The organism is Lactobacillus porci, from assembly GCF_009695985.1.
GTDB lineage: Bacteria > Bacillota > Bacilli > Lactobacillales > Lactobacillaceae > Lactobacillus > Lactobacillus absianus.
On sequence record NZ_VUMX01000009.1, the window covers coordinates 1 to 16,082 of the forward strand.

18 protein-coding genes, 1 rRNA gene and 1 pseudogene are annotated in these 16,082 nt (G+C 51.4%); 6 read left to right on the forward strand and 14 right to left on the reverse strand.

Going from position 1 to position 16,082, the window contains the following annotated elements; translation table 11 throughout:
* Positions 1–417, reverse strand: a 16S ribosomal RNA gene (locus FYJ62_RS04390); the annotation flags it as partial.
* 371 nt (positions 418–788) lie between these two features.
* Here FYJ62_RS04390 and FYJ62_RS04395 point away from each other — a divergent pair.
* Together FYJ62_RS04395 and FYJ62_RS04400 are read left to right on the forward strand one after the other, a co-directional pair.
* Complete coding sequence (locus tag FYJ62_RS04395) at positions 789–1,733, forward strand: NAD(P)/FAD-dependent oxidoreductase (RefSeq protein WP_206989405.1); 945 nt, start codon at positions 789–791, stop codon at positions 1,731–1,733.
* 101 nt (positions 1,734–1,834) lie between these two features.
* The gene (locus FYJ62_RS04400; RefSeq protein ID WP_154548120.1) at positions 1,835–2,503 is read left to right on the forward strand and encodes a VTT domain-containing protein; all 669 of its coding nucleotides are present in this window, start codon (positions 1,835–1,837) and stop codon (positions 2,501–2,503) included.
* Positions 2,504–2,578: 75 nt separating this feature from the next.
* Here FYJ62_RS04400 and FYJ62_RS04405 read toward each other — a convergent pair whose 3' ends face one another.
* The 6 genes from FYJ62_RS04405 to FYJ62_RS04430 all read right to left on the reverse strand — a co-directional run bounded on the left by FYJ62_RS04405 (position 2,579) and on the right by FYJ62_RS04430 (position 7,400).
* The gene (locus FYJ62_RS04405; protein ID WP_154548122.1) at positions 2,579–3,190 is read right to left on the reverse strand and encodes a TIGR01906 family membrane protein; all 612 of its coding nucleotides are present in this window, start codon (positions 3,188–3,190) and stop codon (positions 2,579–2,581) included.
* A 2-nt stretch (positions 3,191–3,192) separates the two neighbouring features.
* Positions 3,193–3,972, reverse strand: coding sequence for a TIGR01457 family HAD-type hydrolase (locus FYJ62_RS04410; RefSeq protein ID WP_154548124.1), 780 nt, complete (start codon positions 3,970–3,972; stop codon positions 3,193–3,195).
* On the reverse strand, positions 3,953–4,582 hold the full coding sequence (locus FYJ62_RS04415; RefSeq protein ID WP_154548126.1) for a YutD family protein: 630 nt from the start codon (positions 4,580–4,582) through the stop codon (positions 3,953–3,955). Before FYJ62_RS04415 ends, FYJ62_RS04410 begins: the two co-directional genes overlap by 20 nt.
* Complete coding sequence (locus FYJ62_RS04420; protein WP_154548128.1) at positions 4,548–5,951, reverse strand: bifunctional metallophosphatase/5'-nucleotidase; 1,404 nt, start codon at positions 5,949–5,951, stop codon at positions 4,548–4,550. Before FYJ62_RS04420 ends, FYJ62_RS04415 begins: the two co-directional genes overlap by 35 nt.
* Positions 5,952–5,960: 9 nt before the next feature.
* Positions 5,961–6,287, reverse strand: a complete 327-nt coding sequence (locus tag FYJ62_RS04425; RefSeq protein WP_154548130.1) for a hypothetical protein — start codon at positions 6,285–6,287, stop codon at positions 5,961–5,963.
* Positions 6,288–6,398: 111 nt separating this feature from the next.
* Complete coding sequence (locus FYJ62_RS04430; protein ID WP_154548132.1) at positions 6,399–7,400, reverse strand: substrate-binding domain-containing protein; 1,002 nt, start codon at positions 7,398–7,400, stop codon at positions 6,399–6,401.
* Positions 7,401–7,554: 154 nt separating this feature from the next.
* Between FYJ62_RS04430 and pepQ the strand changes: the two genes are divergently transcribed.
* Positions 7,555–8,661, forward strand: a complete 1,107-nt coding sequence (gene pepQ, locus FYJ62_RS04435; protein WP_154548134.1) for a Xaa-Pro dipeptidase — start codon at positions 7,555–7,557, stop codon at positions 8,659–8,661.
* A gap of 62 nt (positions 8,662–8,723) precedes the next feature.
* Here the strand turns inward: pepQ and FYJ62_RS04440 are convergent, their stop codons facing one another.
* Entirely contained in the window at positions 8,724–8,969 is a 246-nt protein-coding gene (locus tag FYJ62_RS04440; protein ID WP_206989396.1) for a hypothetical protein, read from the reverse strand.
* Between the two features lie 238 nt (positions 8,970–9,207).
* On the opposite strand from FYJ62_RS04440, the pseudogene FYJ62_RS04445 reads away from it, so the two are divergent.
* Positions 9,208–9,381 (forward strand): annotated as a pseudogene (locus FYJ62_RS04445) (M24 family metallopeptidase); the annotation flags it as partial.
* A 275-nt stretch (positions 9,382–9,656) separates the two neighbouring features.
* Here FYJ62_RS04445 and FYJ62_RS04450 read toward each other — a convergent pair.
* Both FYJ62_RS04450 and FYJ62_RS04455 read right to left on the reverse strand, forming a co-directional pair.
* Complete coding sequence (locus FYJ62_RS04450) at positions 9,657–10,031, reverse strand: DUF1269 domain-containing family protein (protein WP_154548136.1); 375 nt, start codon at positions 10,029–10,031, stop codon at positions 9,657–9,659.
* A gap of 16 nt (positions 10,032–10,047) precedes the next feature.
* Positions 10,048–10,494, reverse strand: coding sequence for a DUF948 domain-containing protein (locus FYJ62_RS04455; protein WP_154548138.1), 447 nt, complete (start codon positions 10,492–10,494; stop codon positions 10,048–10,050).
* A gap of 115 nt (positions 10,495–10,609) precedes the next feature.
* On the opposite strand from FYJ62_RS04455, the gene FYJ62_RS04460 reads away from it, so the two are divergent.
* Complete coding sequence (locus FYJ62_RS04460) at positions 10,610–11,458, forward strand: mechanosensitive ion channel family protein (protein ID WP_154548140.1); 849 nt, start codon at positions 10,610–10,612, stop codon at positions 11,456–11,458.
* 74 nt (positions 11,459–11,532) lie between these two features.
* Here FYJ62_RS04460 and FYJ62_RS04465 read toward each other — a convergent pair whose 3' ends face one another.
* On the reverse strand, positions 11,533–12,153 hold the full coding sequence (locus FYJ62_RS04465; RefSeq protein WP_154548142.1) for an XTP/dITP diphosphatase: 621 nt from the start codon (positions 12,151–12,153) through the stop codon (positions 11,533–11,535).
* Positions 12,154–12,350: 197 nt separating this feature from the next.
* On the opposite strand from FYJ62_RS04465, the gene FYJ62_RS04470 reads away from it, so the two are divergent.
* A complete protein-coding gene (locus tag FYJ62_RS04470; RefSeq protein ID WP_154548144.1) occupies positions 12,351–12,746 on the forward strand; it encodes a YslB family protein in 396 nt (131 codons plus the stop codon).
* 134 nt (positions 12,747–12,880) lie between these two features.
* Here the strand turns inward: FYJ62_RS04470 and trxA are convergent, their stop codons facing one another.
* From trxA to FYJ62_RS04485, 3 genes are all read right to left on the reverse strand, one after another.
* A complete protein-coding gene (trxA, locus tag FYJ62_RS04475; RefSeq protein WP_154548146.1) occupies positions 12,881–13,192 on the reverse strand; it encodes a thioredoxin in 312 nt (103 codons plus the stop codon).
* Positions 13,193–13,308: 116 nt separating this feature from the next.
* A complete protein-coding gene (locus FYJ62_RS04480; RefSeq protein WP_154548148.1) occupies positions 13,309–15,666 on the reverse strand; it encodes an endonuclease MutS2 in 2,358 nt (785 codons plus the stop codon).
* 90 nt (positions 15,667–15,756) lie between these two features.
* Complete coding sequence (locus FYJ62_RS04485) at positions 15,757–16,080, reverse strand: DUF1292 domain-containing protein (protein WP_154548150.1); 324 nt, start codon at positions 16,078–16,080, stop codon at positions 15,757–15,759.
* Positions 16,081–16,082: the final 2 nt, after the last annotated feature.

Below are 16,082 nucleotides of genomic sequence, written 5' to 3' on the forward strand. Positions count from 1 at the left end.
TGCTCCATCAGACTTGCGTCCATTGTGGAAGATTCCCTACTGCTGCCTCCCGTAGGAGTTTGGGCCGTGTCTCAGTCCCAATGTGGCCGATCAGTCTCTCAACTCGGCTATGCATCATTGCCTTGGTGGGCCGTTACCTCACCAACTAGCTAATGCACCGCGGGCCCATCCTAAAGTGACAGCTTAAAGCCGCCTTTCAAGCGTCTTTCATGTGAAAGTCGTTGTTATCCGGTATTAGCACCTGTTTCCAAGTGGTATCCCAGTCTTTAGGGCAGGTTGCCCACGTGTTACTCACCCATCCGCCGCTCGCGTCCAACAAGTCACCCCGAAGGGATCCTTGAATTCAGCTCGCTCGACTTGCATGTATTAGGCACGCCGCCAGCGTTCGTCCTGAGCCAGGATCAAACTCTCATTTTGAAAATGAGCTTTTTTTAATCTGCTCCAGATTATTGCTTGCGAATTGACTTCGCTTATTTGTTTGGATTCAAGTAAACTCGAACCCGCACACTGCGAAACTTTGTTCAGTTTTCAAAGTACCAACGTCACCTGAACTCGATGACGGTTTCTATCTTAGCAAAATAGCAAAGGCTTTGCAAGCGCTTTGTTATTTTTTCTTTCTGCCACTGGCCAGGATTGTTCATCTGGGTCACAAGCGACATGTATTAAGATACTCTTTTTGCGGAGTGAATGCAAGCATGTTTTTAGTGAAAATTCAAAATAATCATGGTAAAGTAATTTTATGTGATTTTGGAAAGGAGCACCTTATTATCAAAAACTACGATTTAGCTGTGATTGGCGGCGGTCCGGTCGGCCTGTTCACCGCCTACTTCGCCCGCCTTCATGGGCTCAAGACGGTCTTGCTTGAATCGCTGAACGATTTGGGCGGCCAACCAGAAATGCTTTATCCTTTTAAACAGATCCTGGACATCCCCGTCTTCAAGGAAATCAGTGCCGGAAGCCTGATCAGCCGCCTGAAAGATGACCTTGACGACAGCGTGGCGATCGTCACTGGTCACAAGGTTGCTGACGTCACTAAAAACGAGGACGGCAGCTTGACCATCGACGGCGAATTTCAGGTTCGCAGCCTCATCATTGCCACGGGCAACGGAGCCTTCAAGCCTAAGAAGTTTCCTTTGAAGGCTGACGCGGAAGCCAGCCAGCGGATTCACTATTTCTTCAAGGATCCCCAGTTTTTTGCCGGCAAGACGGTCGGCATTTTTGGCGGCGGCGACACGGCCCTTGACTGGGCCAACGAATTGGCGGCTTATGCCAAAGTAACGCTCATCCACCGGCGCGAGCAGTTTCGCGGCATGGAAAGCAGCGTCCAAAAGCTGCAGGACAATCCACAGGTCAGCTTGATGACCCCTTACCTGCCTAAGAGCATGGAAATGGCCGGCGGCAAGCTGGCCATCTGCTTAAAGGAAGTCGGCCAGCCTGATCACCTTGAGACTCTGGCCTTTGACCAGATCCTGGTGGCTTATGGCTTCAGAGCCGACAACCGCTTCGTCAAGAAGTGGGGCGTGGAGCTGGACCACGGCTTGATTGCCGTCTCCCGCTCCATGCAGACCAGTGCCCCTGGCATCTATGCCGTTGGCGATGCCTGCGGCTATGAGGGCCGGGTGCCAGTGATCGGCATCGGCTTTGGTGAGGCGCAGATTGCCGTCAACGCCATCATGCGCGACCTCTTCCCAGAAAAGACGCTGACCGTTCACTCAACTGCTTTAAGCAAGTAATCCTAGCAAAAGTAAGCTATAATCGGTTAAGATTTGCTTTATCACTTGTTTAGATAAAACTGCAAAATAACCATTAAAAAAACTGCAAGAAAGGGATACATATGCCTCTGATTGATTTTATCCTCCACATCGATGACCACCTGGTCACGATCGTGAATACCTTTGGCGGGTGGACCTACCTGATTATTTTTGCCATTATCTTCATTGAGACTGGCTTGGTAGTCTTCCCCTTCCTGCCGGGTGACTCCTTGATCTTCGCGGCCGCGGCAATGGCTGCCAACCCCAAGTATGGCCTGAACATCTGGCTGCTCTACCTGACGGCGGCGGCTGCCGCCGTCATCGGCGACTCGGCCAACTATGAAATCGGCCGCTGGTCGGTCAATTCCGGCGTCAAGCACTCCTGGTTCAACAAGTTGATCAATGAAAAGAACCGAGTTGCCGCGGAGAAGTTCTTTGAACGCCATGGCTCCATCACTATCGTGATCGGCCGCTTCATCCCCTTCATCAGAACCTTCGTGCCATTCATTTCCGGGGGCTCAAAGATGCACTACAAGACCTTCGCCCTCTACAACCTGCTTGGCGGCTTGCTGTGGACCGGCCTGTTCTCCGGCATCGGCTACTTCTTCGGGAATTTCCCGGTCGTCAAGGAGCACTTCTCTTTGATCGTCCTGGCCATCATCCTGGTTTCAGTCGTGCCAGTCTTGGTCGTGGCCTTGAAGAAGAAGCTGTCCATCAAGCGCGAACGGCAATTCCAGGAGTCAGATATCTGATCCTTGAATAGCAAACATCAACTAAAAAAGAGGAAAATCCCTAATGGATTTTCCTCTTTTTTGTTATTTTTTCACTCAGTGCCTGCTGATCAGGTACTGGGCAAAATAGAGCTCATAGACTGCCCCGCCGACAGCAAAGCAGGCCGAGAAAAAGCCTTCGGTCAGCACATCGATGATCGGGTCCGTGTTGGGATCAAAAAGCCAGTTGCTGTTGTGGAAGAGCAAAGTGTGGAAAGTCCTGAAGAAGTCGTCAAAGTTTGCAATGGCAAAGGGCAAGACGACGACCGGCAAGACCATGAAGATCAAGGCCGCCACCTGGCTCATCCCCAGATAAGGCTTGCGCTTAGCCTGCTGAAAGTAAAAATGCAAGGCCAGGCAGAGCAAAAAGACCAGTGCCGTCAATTGAAACAGGCCCTTGACTTCCGCGAAGTGGGCCGCGGCATTGGCCGAAGTCGGAAAGTCAGCCATCTTCAGCTGCCGGTGCCAGGGCAAGAGCAGGTAGCCCATCAACTGGTTGTAGTTGCCCATGACCTTGAAGAGGGACATCCCCACCGTCTCATTGGTCTTCTCAATTGCCATAAAAAAGAACAGCAAGGGCCAGCTGGCAACGATTGCCCCCATGACCCCGCTCGTCAGCGCGAAGAAGAAGTGGTAGATCACGCTGCCAATCGTATCTTGTTTTTTCATAGTTACAGTTCAAATTCATCTAAAGTATCAACGATATAGGTTGGCTGCCGCTTGCCGGCCAGGTCCTCGCGCCGGTTGACCCCGGTCAAGGCCATCAGGGTGTCAACGCCGCTATTGAAGCCGGCATTGATGTCGGTCTGGTAGTTGTCGCCCACGATCAAAGCCTCCTGGCGGCTGGACTTGGTCAGCTCCAAGGCCTTGTCGATGATGATGGCCTCCGGCTTGCCGATAAAAGTTGGCTGCTGGCCGGAAGCGGCCGCCAGCATGGCACAGATTGCCCCATTGCCCGGCAGGAGCTCAGCCCCATATGGCAGGTTCAAGTCAGAATTGGTCCCGATAAAAGTTGCCCCATGTCTGATGCAGCGGTTGGCAACCTGCAGCTTGTGGTAGGTCAGGTCAGTGTCCATGCCAACGATGACATAGTCGGGATTCTGCTCATCAAAGTAGAATTCTGGCCGGCTAAGAATTTCCGTCCACAGGCCCACTTGACCGATGATGTAGACGCCAAAGCTTTTTTTGCCGGGGTTCTGCTCGATGATCCAGCTGGCCGTAGCCATGCAAGGCGTGTAGATGTGGGCCACGTCAGTCGCAACCCCGTGTCCTTTCAGCTTGTCGACCACCATCTGCGGGGTCCGGGTCGTGTTGTTGGTCAAAAAGAGGTAGTCCTTGCCAGCTTCCTGCAGGCGCTTGACGAAGCGGACGCCGGATTCAATCGTTTCCTTGCCCCGGTAGACGGTCCCGTCCAGGTCAACCAGGAATATCTTATAAACTCTGCTTTGCATCTTGCTCACGTTTGTTTTTCTTTCTAATTACAAAAGCCTGATGGTGGCCGTTCTTGCGCTTGCGCTCAGCGTGCGAGTTCTTCCTTGGCAGCTTGGTCTCATGCACCTTGCGCTCGCTGAAGGCCGCGCGGCCGCGGGGCTTCTTGCCGGAAGAGTGCTTGCGGTTCTTGATCTTGATCTTCGGCTTCTTGCTTTGCTGGGCTGAAGCCAGAATAAAGTAAGGGGCACCAGGATTGCAGTATTCGGCCAGGTAGTCGACGATCGTTGACTTCTTGCGGTCAATCGCCGTCTTTACGTAGTCATTGTAAAAGCCCTTCAGTCGCAGGTGCTCGCTGGAAATATCCCCTACCAGGTAGTCGTACTGGTCCAGATAGGGGTCATACTTCTGCCGGAGCTGCTCCGTGTCCAGGGCGCCGCGCTCATTGGCCACGATATGGTACTCGCGCTGGTTGATCATCACCGTGTCGCCGCTGATGGCCACGTCGGACAATTCATGCAAAAGCGGCCGGTCAGCAGCTTTTGCCGGCAAGGCCTGTTCCAGCTGGCTGGCCCGCTGCTTCTTGCCCTTATCCGGCTTATTGTTGTTCTTGCTTTTCTTCTTCAAAGACATCACTTTCCTTTAATGGATAATGCTTGCTCAGGTAGCTGCCTACGACTTCGCGCAGGAACTGCGGGAACAGGAATTCATTTTCCCCGACGATTGACAGGGTTGGGAAGAAGGGAATCAGGACATAGTGGTCCAGCACGGCAATCTGGTATTCCGCGTTTGGATTCAGCAGTTTGCCCTGGACATAGACATTTCTGGTCATCATGTCGACCTTGATCCCTTTGTAGTGGACCTGGCCAAAAATCTTCCCTCTAAAGCTCATCCCAATCAGGTTAAAGTGGGACAAAAAGTGGCGGTTCTTTTCAACTTCCATGCACAAGCGCCATAAGTCCCTCCCCTGCAAGCTGGTCCGCACCACGTGCATTGGGTGGGGCAAGGCATGCTGGAGGTCAAACTTGTTGATGATCCCGCTCTTGAACGGGGACAAAAACAGGCCGGTGCTCAGCATAGCCAGGTCGGTGCCGGCAAAATCAGCAATGGCATCCAGCGAGACGCTGATGGCCGCTTCGACGTCATTGTTGTATTTTTCTGGCAGATAAGCCACGGCTGACCGCTCCAAGAGCTCCTTGCCCTTGTTGTACAAGGCATCAATCTCCTGCTGATCGCCTGGCTCTTCCGGCAGGCTGGCCGTGGCGATCGTAGTTGGCTTAACGTCAAGCAGGTGGTGGGCATCATCCAGATGCAGGGTAATGTCGCCCACGTAATTGCCCCACTTGCCTGTTTGGGTAATCCAAGTATGGCCCTCCTGGAGGCCTTTGGCCAGCAAGGTGTGGCTGTGACCACCAACGATCAGGTCGATCTGCGGATAGTGCTTGGCCAGCCACTTGTCCATTCTGACCCCGGTATGGGTGATCAGAATCAAAAGGTCATATTGGCCGGCAATCTCCTGCATCACGCTGTCCATGGTCTCGCCGAGCATCTTGATGCTCCAGTGGTTTGGCCCGTAAGTCATAGGGTAAGCCGCGGTCAAGCCCACCAGCGCGATCCGCGTCCCCTTCTTGCTGGTCAAAAACAGGTGGCTCTTGGCCCACTTAGGCATCGATTCATCTTCTTCGCGCAAGTTGGCCAGGACGACCGGAAAATCAGCGTGGTCAAACAAGTGCTCCAGGACCTGGTGCGGGTTGGAGATGCCTTCATTGTTTCCGATCGTGATGGCATCATAATTGAAGTCATTCATCAAGCGGATGTTGACCTGGCCCTCAGTCGCGTCAGACAACGGGTGGGACCGGTCCATGAAGTCGCCGGCGTCAAAAGTAAAGACTTGGTCAGCATCAGCGTTTTTTTGCACGTAATGCAGATAGCGCCTGATCTTTGGGAAATGCTCAAAGTGTGAGTGTAAATCATTCGTGTGCAAAATTCGCAGAGTTTCCATACTTTCCACCTACCCAATTCTATTGGCTTTCAAGACCATCTCATATGCCTCCCGGACAGGGCCCTTTGGCTTCTCCCATTCCACCCAGCTTGGATGTTCCCAAAACTGCTCATCCATCAGGGTATTGAGCGGATAGGTCTTGTTGATGTATTTCTCATACGTCTCCAGGGCCTTGGTCCGCGGAATGTTGATGACCAGGATCCGGACCTGCTTGATCATGCCGTTGTCAGCCGCCAGCTCCGCGATCCCGTTTTGGTCAATATTGGAAATTTCATAGTAAGTGCTCCCGTCGTTGCGGGTAATTTCCTCAATCAGATCAAATTGTTCATAAGCCATTTCGTCTCTTCCCCCATTTTGTCTTTAGTAAAAATTGTATCACAAATTCAACGGGCACTTGGCAGATAAGAAAAGAGCCTGCTCGTGCAGGCTCTTTCCGCAAAAATCTTCTTATTTGTTCAGGGTGCTTTGCTTCTTGATCAATTCGTAAGGCAAAACAATGTGCTTTTCATCCAAGCCTTCGTCATTCATCAGCTTGGTCAGCATTCTCATGGCGACGGCCCCCAAGTCGTAAAGCGGCTGCTTGATGGTGGTCAAGGCCGGACGAACGACTGAGGCAATCTGGGTGGCTGAAGCCGTGATGATTTCAAAGTCTTCTGGCACTTTGGCCCCGCGATCCAGGGCAGAATTCAAAAGGCCAACTGAAGACAAGTCCTTGGTCACGATCACCCCGTTGATGCCCTTCTTGGCCAGCTCTGGGTAAAGGTTGTAGCCGTCAGAGTAGTCCTTGATGCCGTCAAAGATTTCGCAGCCTTCCAGTTCATTGTCTTCAATGAACTTTTCAAAGGCTGGCACCCGGTTTTCAGCGTTGATCGGAGCGTTCTTGTCGCCAACGATCAAGGCCAGGTGCTTCTTGCCGTCATTGAGGAGCAGGTTCAAGGCTTCGGTGTCGGCCTTCTTGTAGTCAATGTTGACTGAAGGGAAGTTTTCATTGCCGGCAACCGTCCCGGCCAGAACAACTGGCGTATTGGTCCGCTTAAAGGCCTCAGCTGCTTCATCTGACAGCTTGTTGGACATGTAGATGACCCCGTCAACCTGCTTGTTCAAAAGCCCCTGAATTACCGCGTCTTCCTTCATCAAACGGTTTTCCACGCTGGAAATGATGATGTTGTACTTGTAGAGGACGGCAATGTCGTCAATCCCCTTGGAAAGCTCAGCGAAGTAAAGGTTGGTCAAGTCAGGAACGATCAAGCCGACCGTAGTAGTCCGCTTTGAAGCCAGACCTTGCGCTACAGCATTTGGCTGATAGTGGAGACGCTTGATGACTTCCATGACCCGGTCGCGGGTTTCCTTGCGGACATTATTGTTGCCATTTACGACACGTGAAACGGTGGCCATGGAAACCTTGGCTTCCCTAGCCACGTCATATATTGTTACATCTTGTTTGTGCATAATAACTGACCCATCCTATCTAAAAACTAATTACTAGTCATATGATAGCATGAAATCATTTCTGGTGCAATCGCTTACAGCAGAACTTTCATTTTTTTGCATTTTTTTAGTGCTATACTGAAATTAATTTCAATGATGCAAGGAGAATAGCTATATGAATTTAGACAAGTTACAGCAATGGCTGCAAGAAAATGATACTGACGTGGCTTACATTTCAAGTCCCACAACGATCAACTATTTTACCGGATTTATCACTGATCCGGAAGAAAGAATTTTCAAGCTTTTTGCTTTTAAGGACGCGGATCCCTTTATCTTCTGCCCGGCCTTAAACTATGAAGAAGCCAAGGCATCAGCCTGGGACGGGGACGTCGTTGGCTACCTTGACGACGAGAACCCTTGGAAGAAGATCGCCGCGGAAATCAAGAAGCGGACTAAGGACTTCCAAAGCTGGGCCGTTGAAAAGGACGGCTTGACCGTGGCCCACTACCAAGCCCTGCACGCTGAATTCCCAGACGCGGACTTTGACAAGAACCTTTCCCCATTCATCGCCCACATCCGCCTCTTCAAGACGGAAAGCGAGCTGGCCAAGCTGCGCAAGGCCGGAGAAGAAGCTGACTTTGCCTTCACGATCGGCTTTGATGCTCTTAGAAACGGGGTTACCGAAAGAGCCGTAGTCAGCCAAATTGAATACCAATTGAAGCTGCAAAAAGGCGTAATGCAGACCAGCTTTGACACCATCGTTCAAGCCGGTCCAAATGCCGCTAACCCTCACCAAGGGCCAAGCATGAACACGGTTAAGCCAAACGAACTGGTGCTTTTTGACCTGGGAACCATGCACGAAGGTTATGCTTCTGACTCCAGCCGAACGGTCGCCTACGGGAAACCGACTGACAAGATGCGGGAAATCTACGAAGTCAACCGGACTGCCCAGCAAGCGGCCATCGACGCGGCTAAGCCAGGCATGACGGCCAGCGAACTTGACGGCGTAGCCCGCAAGATCATCACTGATGCCGGCTATGGTGAATACTTCATCCACCGCTTGGGCCACGGGATCGGGATGGAAGTCCACGAATTCCCATCTATCGCCAACGGCAACGACGTCGTTTTGCAAGAAGGCATGTGCTTCTCCATTGAACCTGGGATTTACATCCCAGGCTTTGCCGGCGTCCGGATCGAAGACTGCGGCGTCCTCACCAAGGACGGCTTCAAGCCATTCACCCACACCAGCAAGGAATTGAAGGTCCTGCCGGTTAAGGAATAAGATTGAAAACAGAAAAAGGCTTCTAGAAGCATCTCTCTTCTAGAAGCCTTTTTCGTATAAAACTATGCCTTGCGAAGGTCGCGAATCAAGTAATAGACGCCAATTAAAGTCAACAACAAGTAGACATTCAGAAAATCGTGATAGCCTTCCTTCATGACAAAAATGGCAAAAAACGAGGCCGGTACGATGGTCAAGATTATCCCCCGGTATTTTCTCAGCTTCAAAACAAACGGATTTTCTGATTTTTTGAAGGAAAAATACATTCCCATCAAACAAATCAGAAAAAGAATCGTATCTATTGTCATCATGTGCTTTATCCTCTCCTAATTACTTAAACGTTTTGATAAACAGTTGAAGTATTCACAACAGCACCATTTCTTTGATCTGAACTTGCTTCTACTAGTGATGCGGGCTGTAAAAATGGAACTACAGCCATCACAAATGCCACTAATAATCTAATTGCTTTACTCAGCTTACTTGAGTAAAAAGTACACCGCAATTGGTAATAATGCAACCCGTATTTTAATCGAAATCCAATTATTTAAAATTCCTAACGGCAACGACGTCGTTTTGCAAGAAGGCATGTGCTTCTCCATTGAACCAGGGATCTACATCCCAGGCTTTGCCGGCGTCCGGATCGAAGACTGCGGCGTCCTCACCAAGGACGGCTTCAAGCCATTCACCCATACCAGCAAGGAATTGAAAGTCCTGCCGGTTTAAGGAATAAGGCAAAATTTTGACATTCAAAAAGCCTGACAGCTTATCCTGTCAGGCTTTTTCTTGCAGCAATTTATGCCGGCCCAAGCCTCCGCGCGAAGTGGCTGCTGGCCAACGCCACGGATTCCAGACCCGTGGACAGGTGGCTTTAGCAACTAACAGGCCGCGGCTGCCTATTATCCGGCAATCGTCTTGACTGGAACTGCATCTAGCAGCCAGTGCCCGGCTGCCGCAAAAATCAAGCAATAGCTTCATTGCTTTGTGGCTATTCTACGCCATTATTCAGCAGTTGGCGCTGCGGGCGCATCGTCAGCTGCCTTGTCATCTTCGTCTTTTTCGGCATTTTCCAAATCACTGGCTGATTCAGCCGCTGACTTGCCGTCAGCTTCAGCTGATTCAGAGTCGTCGATCACGATATCGTCAAAATCCTTCAGTTCAGAATCGTCTTCAACGTTCTTTGGGAAGGAAGCCAGTTGATTCTTCAAGATTTCCGTCCCGTTGTCGTACTTTTCCTTCAAGTCTTCAACGTTTGGATTGCTCTTGATCTTGTCCTTGACTTCCTTGACCTTGTCATCAGAAACCAGGCTGGCGGCAACCACGCCGGCAGCGGCCCCGAGGACTACGCCAAACAGAAAGCTCGTAAATTTTCTCATAGTGATTCTCCTTTGCTTAATCTTGGCCTCTGCGCCGGAAATGGCGCGCAAAAGCTGAGGTAATGACCGAAGTAAGCATCCCAGTCCGCGTAAAGTGGGCATTGGAAACACGCTTAACCATCTTCTTGGATGATTCGTTGATTTCTGAGACGCTTTCGCCCAAATCGGCAGCGGCCTTGACTACGGGTTCAACGGTCTTCATTTTGCCGTTGACGTCGTCCATCAGGTCATTCGTCTTGTCCATCAGGCTGTTTGCTTGCTTCATCAACTCGTCGACGTCATCCGTCAACTTGTTCAGTGATTCGTTCACGGTTTCCAAAGACTGGTTAGTCAGCTGAACGGTTCTTTCAGCTTCTTTCAGGGCCCGGCCCATCTTAACCAAAGTTGGAATGGTAAACAGCACCAATACTAAAAATGCAATCGCGGCAATAAGACCTGCCAATGCACCGTAGGATAAAACCATAACTTGCTCCCCTTTCTAAATTTCTAAAAAAAGTCTAGCATGAAAACACTTTTATCTCAATGGAAAGCAACTTTTTGGTATGCTTTATTCTAGTACTTGAAAGGAAACGACAAAAATGAAAGATTTAAAATTCAGTTTTGGGAGCGTATCCGTCGACTTGACTAAAATTTTCACTCATGTCGCCAGTGTTCTCTGGCAATTGTTGATCTCCACCCTGGTCTTTTACTTGATTGCCCATTTTGGCCGCAAGCTGATCAACCGCTACCTCAACGGGCGGGCTGACAAGCTGTCCAAAAGGGCACAGACCATCTCGACTTTGATCAACAGCGGCTTCCGCTACACGATGATCTTCTTCTACCTTTACTCGGTCCTCTCCATCCTGGGCGTGCCTGTCGGCACCCTGATTGCCTCAGCCGGGATCTTCTCCCTGGCAATTGGTCTCGGGGCCCAGGGCTTTATGAGCGACCTGGTCAATGGCTTCTTCATCTTGAGCGAAGGCCAGTATGACGTCGGCGACAGCGTCAAGATCGGGACTGACGCCGGCACGGTGGTCCAGCTTGGCTTAAGAACCACCAGGATCATGTCCGCAGATGGGACCTTGATCTTTATCCCCAACCGGGAAATCAAGATCGTCAAGAACCTGACCCACGGCGGGATTGGCCTGGACTTGGACTTGGGCTTGCATGCCGACGCTGACCTTGAAGCCGTAAATGCTGCCTTGAACCAAGCCAACAGCCGCCTGGCTCAAGAAGAAATCGCCAACTTCCTGGTCAGCGGCCCAAGCTGCCTGGGCGTCATTGAGCAAAGAGGCCGGTCAATCATTTACCGGGTGCACTTCCAAGTGCAGCCTGGCCATGAAGGCACGGTCAGAAAGGCCTACTGGGAAGCCTACCTGGAAGCCCTCAAAGACCAGCAGATCGAATTCGCGGAGAATAATCTCGTCATTCAAGAGACCAAGTCCTAATCCCTGGTCCACTATAGATTGTAACAAAAAATGCTGGACAAGGCGTCCAGCATTTTTAGATTCGCTTGCCGCGACTAGTCAAGCTCAGCAAACCAGTCTGGCAATTCCTTGACCAACTTGCGGACAGCATTGCCGCGGTGGGAAACTTCGTTCTTTTCATCCGTACTCATTTCAGCAAAAGTCTTGCCCTTGGCTGGAACGTAGAACAATGGGTCGTAGCCGAAGCCATCGTTGCCGCGTGGGACAGCCAAGACTACGCCTTCGCAAGTTCCTTCAACGACCAAGTCGCGTTCTGGCTTGCCTGGCTGTGACAGAACCAAAACGGAGACGAACTTGGCTTGGCGCTTTTCTTCTGGAACGCCGCCCAAGGCTGCCAGCAGCTTGGCATTGTTGCGGGAGTCATTGTGGGCTTCGCCGCCGTAACGGGCTGAGTGCACGCCAGGAGCACCGTTCAGCTTGTCAACTACCAGACCGGAGTCGTCAGCCAGCGTTGGCAACTTGCTGAAGTCTGCCAAGGCGTGGGCCTTGAGCTTAGCATTTTCTTCGAAAGTGTTGCCTCTTTCGTTGACGTATGGTGGGTTTTCAAGGTCTGCCTTTGACTTGACTTCGATATCCAAGCCGGCCTTTGCAAAGGCTTCGCGCAATTCCTTGACTTTGTTTTGATTATCAGTGGCAAATAACAATACTTGGGTCATAATATGCTCCAATCACAATCACAAATATATTATTAAAAACTCATCAAATTAATTTTACCACTCTTTAAGGCAATTTCGATAATTTTACAACAATTTATCAATCACCTGCTTCTTTAATTTCCGTAAACTTTTCAAAAATATTTCACCATCCCCCTGGTTTAGGGTAAAATGAAGTCATTGAATAAGGATGAGGTTTTATGTCTGAACAAAACGAACACGTATATTTTGTCAACCAGCTGTATCGTGATTTCCTGTTGCCAACCATTCTAGGCAGCGACGCTCCGGCCATCCTCTATTGGGCCGGCAAGCGAATCACGCGCAAATATGATCTGAGCGACCTTGATGATTTGGTCGAATTCTTCAACATGGCCGAATTTGGCCAGCTTAAGGTGGTCAAGGAACGGCGGGCTTCCATGATCTTCAGCCTGAGCGGGCAGGCAGTCAGCGACCGCTTAGCCAGCGGCAGCAAGGAGTTCTCCTTGGAAAGCGGCATGATCGCTGAAGCGGTCGAGGAAGCCAAGCAGCGGTCTACTGAAGCTGAAATTGCCGTTGACGACAAGAAGCAGACCGTCACCATCACCACTTTCTTCTAAGAGCCAGATTTGCTGTCTTTGCGCTCTCTTTCAGCCAGCAACCTGGATCAATATTCAAAAAGCGAACACGTCAAAAAGGACCGGGCAATTGTCCGGTCCTTTTCTTGTATCTGTCAATTGGCTTTGCTGGCAGCTTAGTCAGCATACTGGTCCAGGATTTGGTCCAGCTTTTCCTTTGGCGTGTAGCCAGTCAGGCGGTCAACGATCTGGCCGTCCTTCTTGATGATCAAAGTTGGAATGGCCATGATCCCCAATTCCTTGGCCGTGTTTGGGTTTTCGTCAACGTCCATCTTGGTGAAGTGCACGTCTTGGCGCTCTTCAGCCAAGGCTTCGATGACCGGAGACTGCATGCGGCAAGGACCGCACCAGGTTGCCCAGAAGTCGATCAGGGCTACGCCATCCTTGGTTTCTTCAGCAAAAGTTTGATCGGTAATTGCGTCTACCATTAGTTAATACCTCTTCTTCTAGCTAATTTTATCTAATCTCTAGCAATCGCGATTTGCTTATGCTCTTAGTTTACCATGTTACTTACTTTTTGCAAGTGACATGCTTGCATTGATCGCTATTTCAAAACGACAATCGTGGCTCCAGTCCCGCCTTCATTGGCTGGCGCGTAGGCAAAGGACTTGACGTGCTTGTTGCGCTTGAGGTATTGCTGAACGCCTTCGCGGATGGCCCCGGTCCCGATCCCGTGGATGATGGTCACGGTGCTCAAGCCGGACAGCAGGATCGTGTCAAAGTAGCGGTCCAAATTGATCATCGCCTCTTCGTAGCGCTGGCCGCGCAAGTCCAGGGAGGCATGGGCCCGGCTGCTTCTTGAAGCGCTCGTTGCCCGGGTCTTCTTCTTTGGCTTGGCACTTGCCGCCAGCTTGTCGATGTCTCGGTCTGAGACCTTCAGCTTGATCATCCCCAGCGAAACCTGGTATTCATGCTCGCCAAGCTGCTTGGTGACCGTCCCCGTCTGTCCATAGGACAGGACCTTGACCTTGTCGCCAACTTGCACGTGGTGGCGCTTCTTTTCCTTTTGCAGGACCTTGTTGTTGGCCAGGTTCTGCTCCTGCTTGGCCAGCTTGTTGAACTCACCCTTGGCATCCATCAGCTGGTTGGCCTTGACGTTGGCCCCCTGCTTTCTGGCCGCTTCCAGGTCAGCAATGATCTGGTCGGCCTTCTTGCGCTTCTTGGCTACCACTTCATTGGCCCGCTCCTGGGCAAAGTCCAGCTGCTTTTGCACGCGCTGGTTGTAGATGTCCAAAGCATCGCACAGCTGCTTCTCCAAGCTTCTGGCCCGGTCCAGGGCGCTTTGCAGCTTGCGGCGGTTTTCAGTCGCCTGCTTGGTCTGTTTGTTCAGCTCATCGATCATGTGGTTGAGGTCGGAGTCATCGTCATTCATCAAGCCTTCCGCGTTCTGGACGACATCCTCCCGCATCCCCAGGCGACGGGCAATCGCAAAGGCGTTGCTGTGGCCGGGGATGCCCATCTGCAGGCGGTAGGTCGGCGACAGGGTCTTGATGTCAAATTCCATGGAGGCGTTGGTGGTGCGCTCACGGTTGTAGCCATAGAGCTTAAGCTCCGGGTAGTGGGTCGTAACGATGATCTTGGCCTGCTTCTTCCTGAAGAAGTCCAGGATGGAGATGGCCAAGCTGGCCCCTTCTTCGGGGTCGGTCCCGGCCCCGATTTCATCGATCAGGACCAGGCTTTCCTTGCTTACCTGCTTCATGATCGCCACGATATCGTTGATGTGGGAGGAGAAGGTACTCAAGGACTGTTCGATTGACTGTTCGTCCCCAATATCGGCAAAAATCTGGTCAAAAACGGCAGCCTTGCTGCCTTCTGCCGCCGGGATGAACAAGCCGGACTGGGCCATCAGCTGCAAAAGCCCTGCCGTCTTCAGGGTAATGGTCTTCCCCCCGGTGTTGGGCCCCGTGATCAGGATCGTGTCAAAGTCTTCGCCCAAGCTGATGTCATTGGCGACGACTTTCTCCGGGTCAATCAAGGGGTGGCGGGCGGCCAGGAGCTTAAAGGAATGGTCCTTGGTCAAGACTGGCTGGACGGCCTGCATCTTTTTGGCCAGCTTGGCCTTGGCCTGGAGGAAGTCCAGCTGGCTCAAAGCCTGGGCCAGCTGCTTAATGGCTGGAGCTTCTTCTCTGGCGGCCAAAGAAAGCTCATGCAGGATCCGGCGGATTTCCTGGCGCTCTTCTGCCAGCAGGTTCTGCAGGCGGTTGTTCAGGTTCAGGATGGCTTCTGGCTCCACAAACAAGGTCTGCCCTGACGCGCTTTGGTCGTGGACGACCCCGCCAAACTTGTGCCGGTACTCCTGCTTGACTGGAATTACGTAGCGGTCGTCACGGATAGTAACGATGGCTTCTGACAAGTACTGACTCATCTTGCCCCGGGTGTAGCCCTCCATCCGCTGCTTGATTTCCGTTTCATTGGCCTGGCGGCCGCGGCGCAGGCGGGCCAGATTCTCTGACGCCGTATCCAGCACTTCCCCGTCAAAAGTCAAAGAAGTCCGCAGGCGGCGGTACAGGCGGTCTGGAACTTCAAGCTGGTCCAGCAGGCTGTCGATCGCTGACAAGTCGCAATTTTCATCTGCAACGTCTTCCACGAACTGGTTGATTTCCTGGGCCAGGGTAAAAACCAGCAAGACGTTGCCCAGTTCTTTGGCATTCAGGTCAGCCTTGACCTTCAAGCGCTTCAGGCTTGGGGTCACGCTGGCAAAATCCGTCAGCGGCAGCTGCCCCTTGACCCGCAGCAAGTTGGCCAGAGCATTGGTTTCATTCAAAGCCTGCTCTACGGCCTGCGGGTCTGAGCTTGGGACCAGGTCTAAGGCTTCGCGGGCGGCTGGCTTTGTAATGGTTTCTGCGGCCAGACGCTGGGTAATCTGTTCATATTCAAGCGTATCTAAAATTTTATGATTCATGTTTTCTATCTGTAAGTTCTTTTTAGCAAATTCAAGAATAGCCTTAATATAAAAAAAGCGGGCTCTCACCCGCTTTTCTCATTGCTTTAACTATTGTTCGTCGCCACTCAAGCGCTCATCGTCCAAGAAGGTGTTGAGCACCCCTTGAACCATGTCCCATTCAGCGTCAGACTCAATTTCGTGCAAGTCGCTGCTGGTGACGTCGCCGTCTTCGTCGGCGTCATAGCTGAAGGCTTGAACCTCAATTTCATCGTCGTCATCTACAGCTGCTGGGTAAAGCAAAATGTAAGACTTGTCGTTGTCTTCTGAGTGGAAGGTAAACAATACTTCGAACAATTCCTCGTTGCCGTTTTCGTCAACTAAGGTGATTTGCCGGTCAGTGTTGCCGGAAGTAGGATCGATTTGTACTGCCATGG

Coding starts and splice junctions, on each gene's coding strand:
- FYJ62_RS04400 (WP_154548120.1), top strand. CDS start 1,835: ATGCCTCTGATTGATTTTATCCTCCACATCGATGACCACCTGGTCACG.
- FYJ62_RS04405 (WP_154548122.1), bottom strand. CDS start 3,190: ATGAAAAAACAAGATACGATTGGCAGCGTGATCTACCACTTCTTCTTC.
- FYJ62_RS04410 (WP_154548124.1), bottom strand. CDS start 3,972: ATGCAAAGCAGAGTTTATAAGATATTCCTGGTTGACCTGGACGGGACC.
- FYJ62_RS04415 (WP_154548126.1), bottom strand. CDS start 4,582: ATGTCTTTGAAGAAGAAAAGCAAGAACAACAATAAGCCGGATAAGGGC.
- FYJ62_RS04420 (WP_154548128.1), bottom strand. CDS start 5,951: ATGGAAACTCTGCGAATTTTGCACACGAATGATTTACACTCACACTTT.
- FYJ62_RS04425 (WP_154548130.1), bottom strand. CDS start 6,287: ATGGCTTATGAACAATTTGATCTGATTGAGGAAATTACCCGCAACGAC.
- FYJ62_RS04430 (WP_154548132.1), bottom strand. CDS start 7,400: ATGCACAAACAAGATGTAACAATATATGACGTGGCTAGGGAAGCCAAG.
- pepQ (WP_154548134.1), top strand. CDS start 7,555: ATGAATTTAGACAAGTTACAGCAATGGCTGCAAGAAAATGATACTGAC.
- FYJ62_RS04440 (WP_206989396.1), bottom strand. CDS start 8,969: ATGATGACAATAGATACGATTCTTTTTCTGATTTGTTTGATGGGAATG.
- FYJ62_RS04450 (WP_154548136.1), bottom strand. CDS start 10,031: ATGAGAAAATTTACGAGCTTTCTGTTTGGCGTAGTCCTCGGGGCCGCT.
- FYJ62_RS04455 (WP_154548138.1), bottom strand. CDS start 10,494: ATGGTTTTATCCTACGGTGCATTGGCAGGTCTTATTGCCGCGATTGCA.
- FYJ62_RS04460 (WP_154548140.1), top strand. CDS start 10,610: ATGAAAGATTTAAAATTCAGTTTTGGGAGCGTATCCGTCGACTTGACT.
- FYJ62_RS04465 (WP_154548142.1), bottom strand. CDS start 12,153: ATGACCCAAGTATTGTTATTTGCCACTGATAATCAAAACAAAGTCAAG.
- FYJ62_RS04470 (WP_154548144.1), top strand. CDS start 12,351: ATGTCTGAACAAAACGAACACGTATATTTTGTCAACCAGCTGTATCGT.
- trxA (WP_154548146.1), bottom strand. CDS start 13,192: ATGGTAGACGCAATTACCGATCAAACTTTTGCTGAAGAAACCAAGGAT.
- FYJ62_RS04480 (WP_154548148.1), bottom strand. CDS start 15,666: ATGAATCATAAAATTTTAGATACGCTTGAATATGAACAGATTACCCAG.
- FYJ62_RS04485 (WP_154548150.1), bottom strand. CDS start 16,080: ATGGCAGTACAAATCGATCCTACTTCCGGCAACACTGACCGGCAAATC.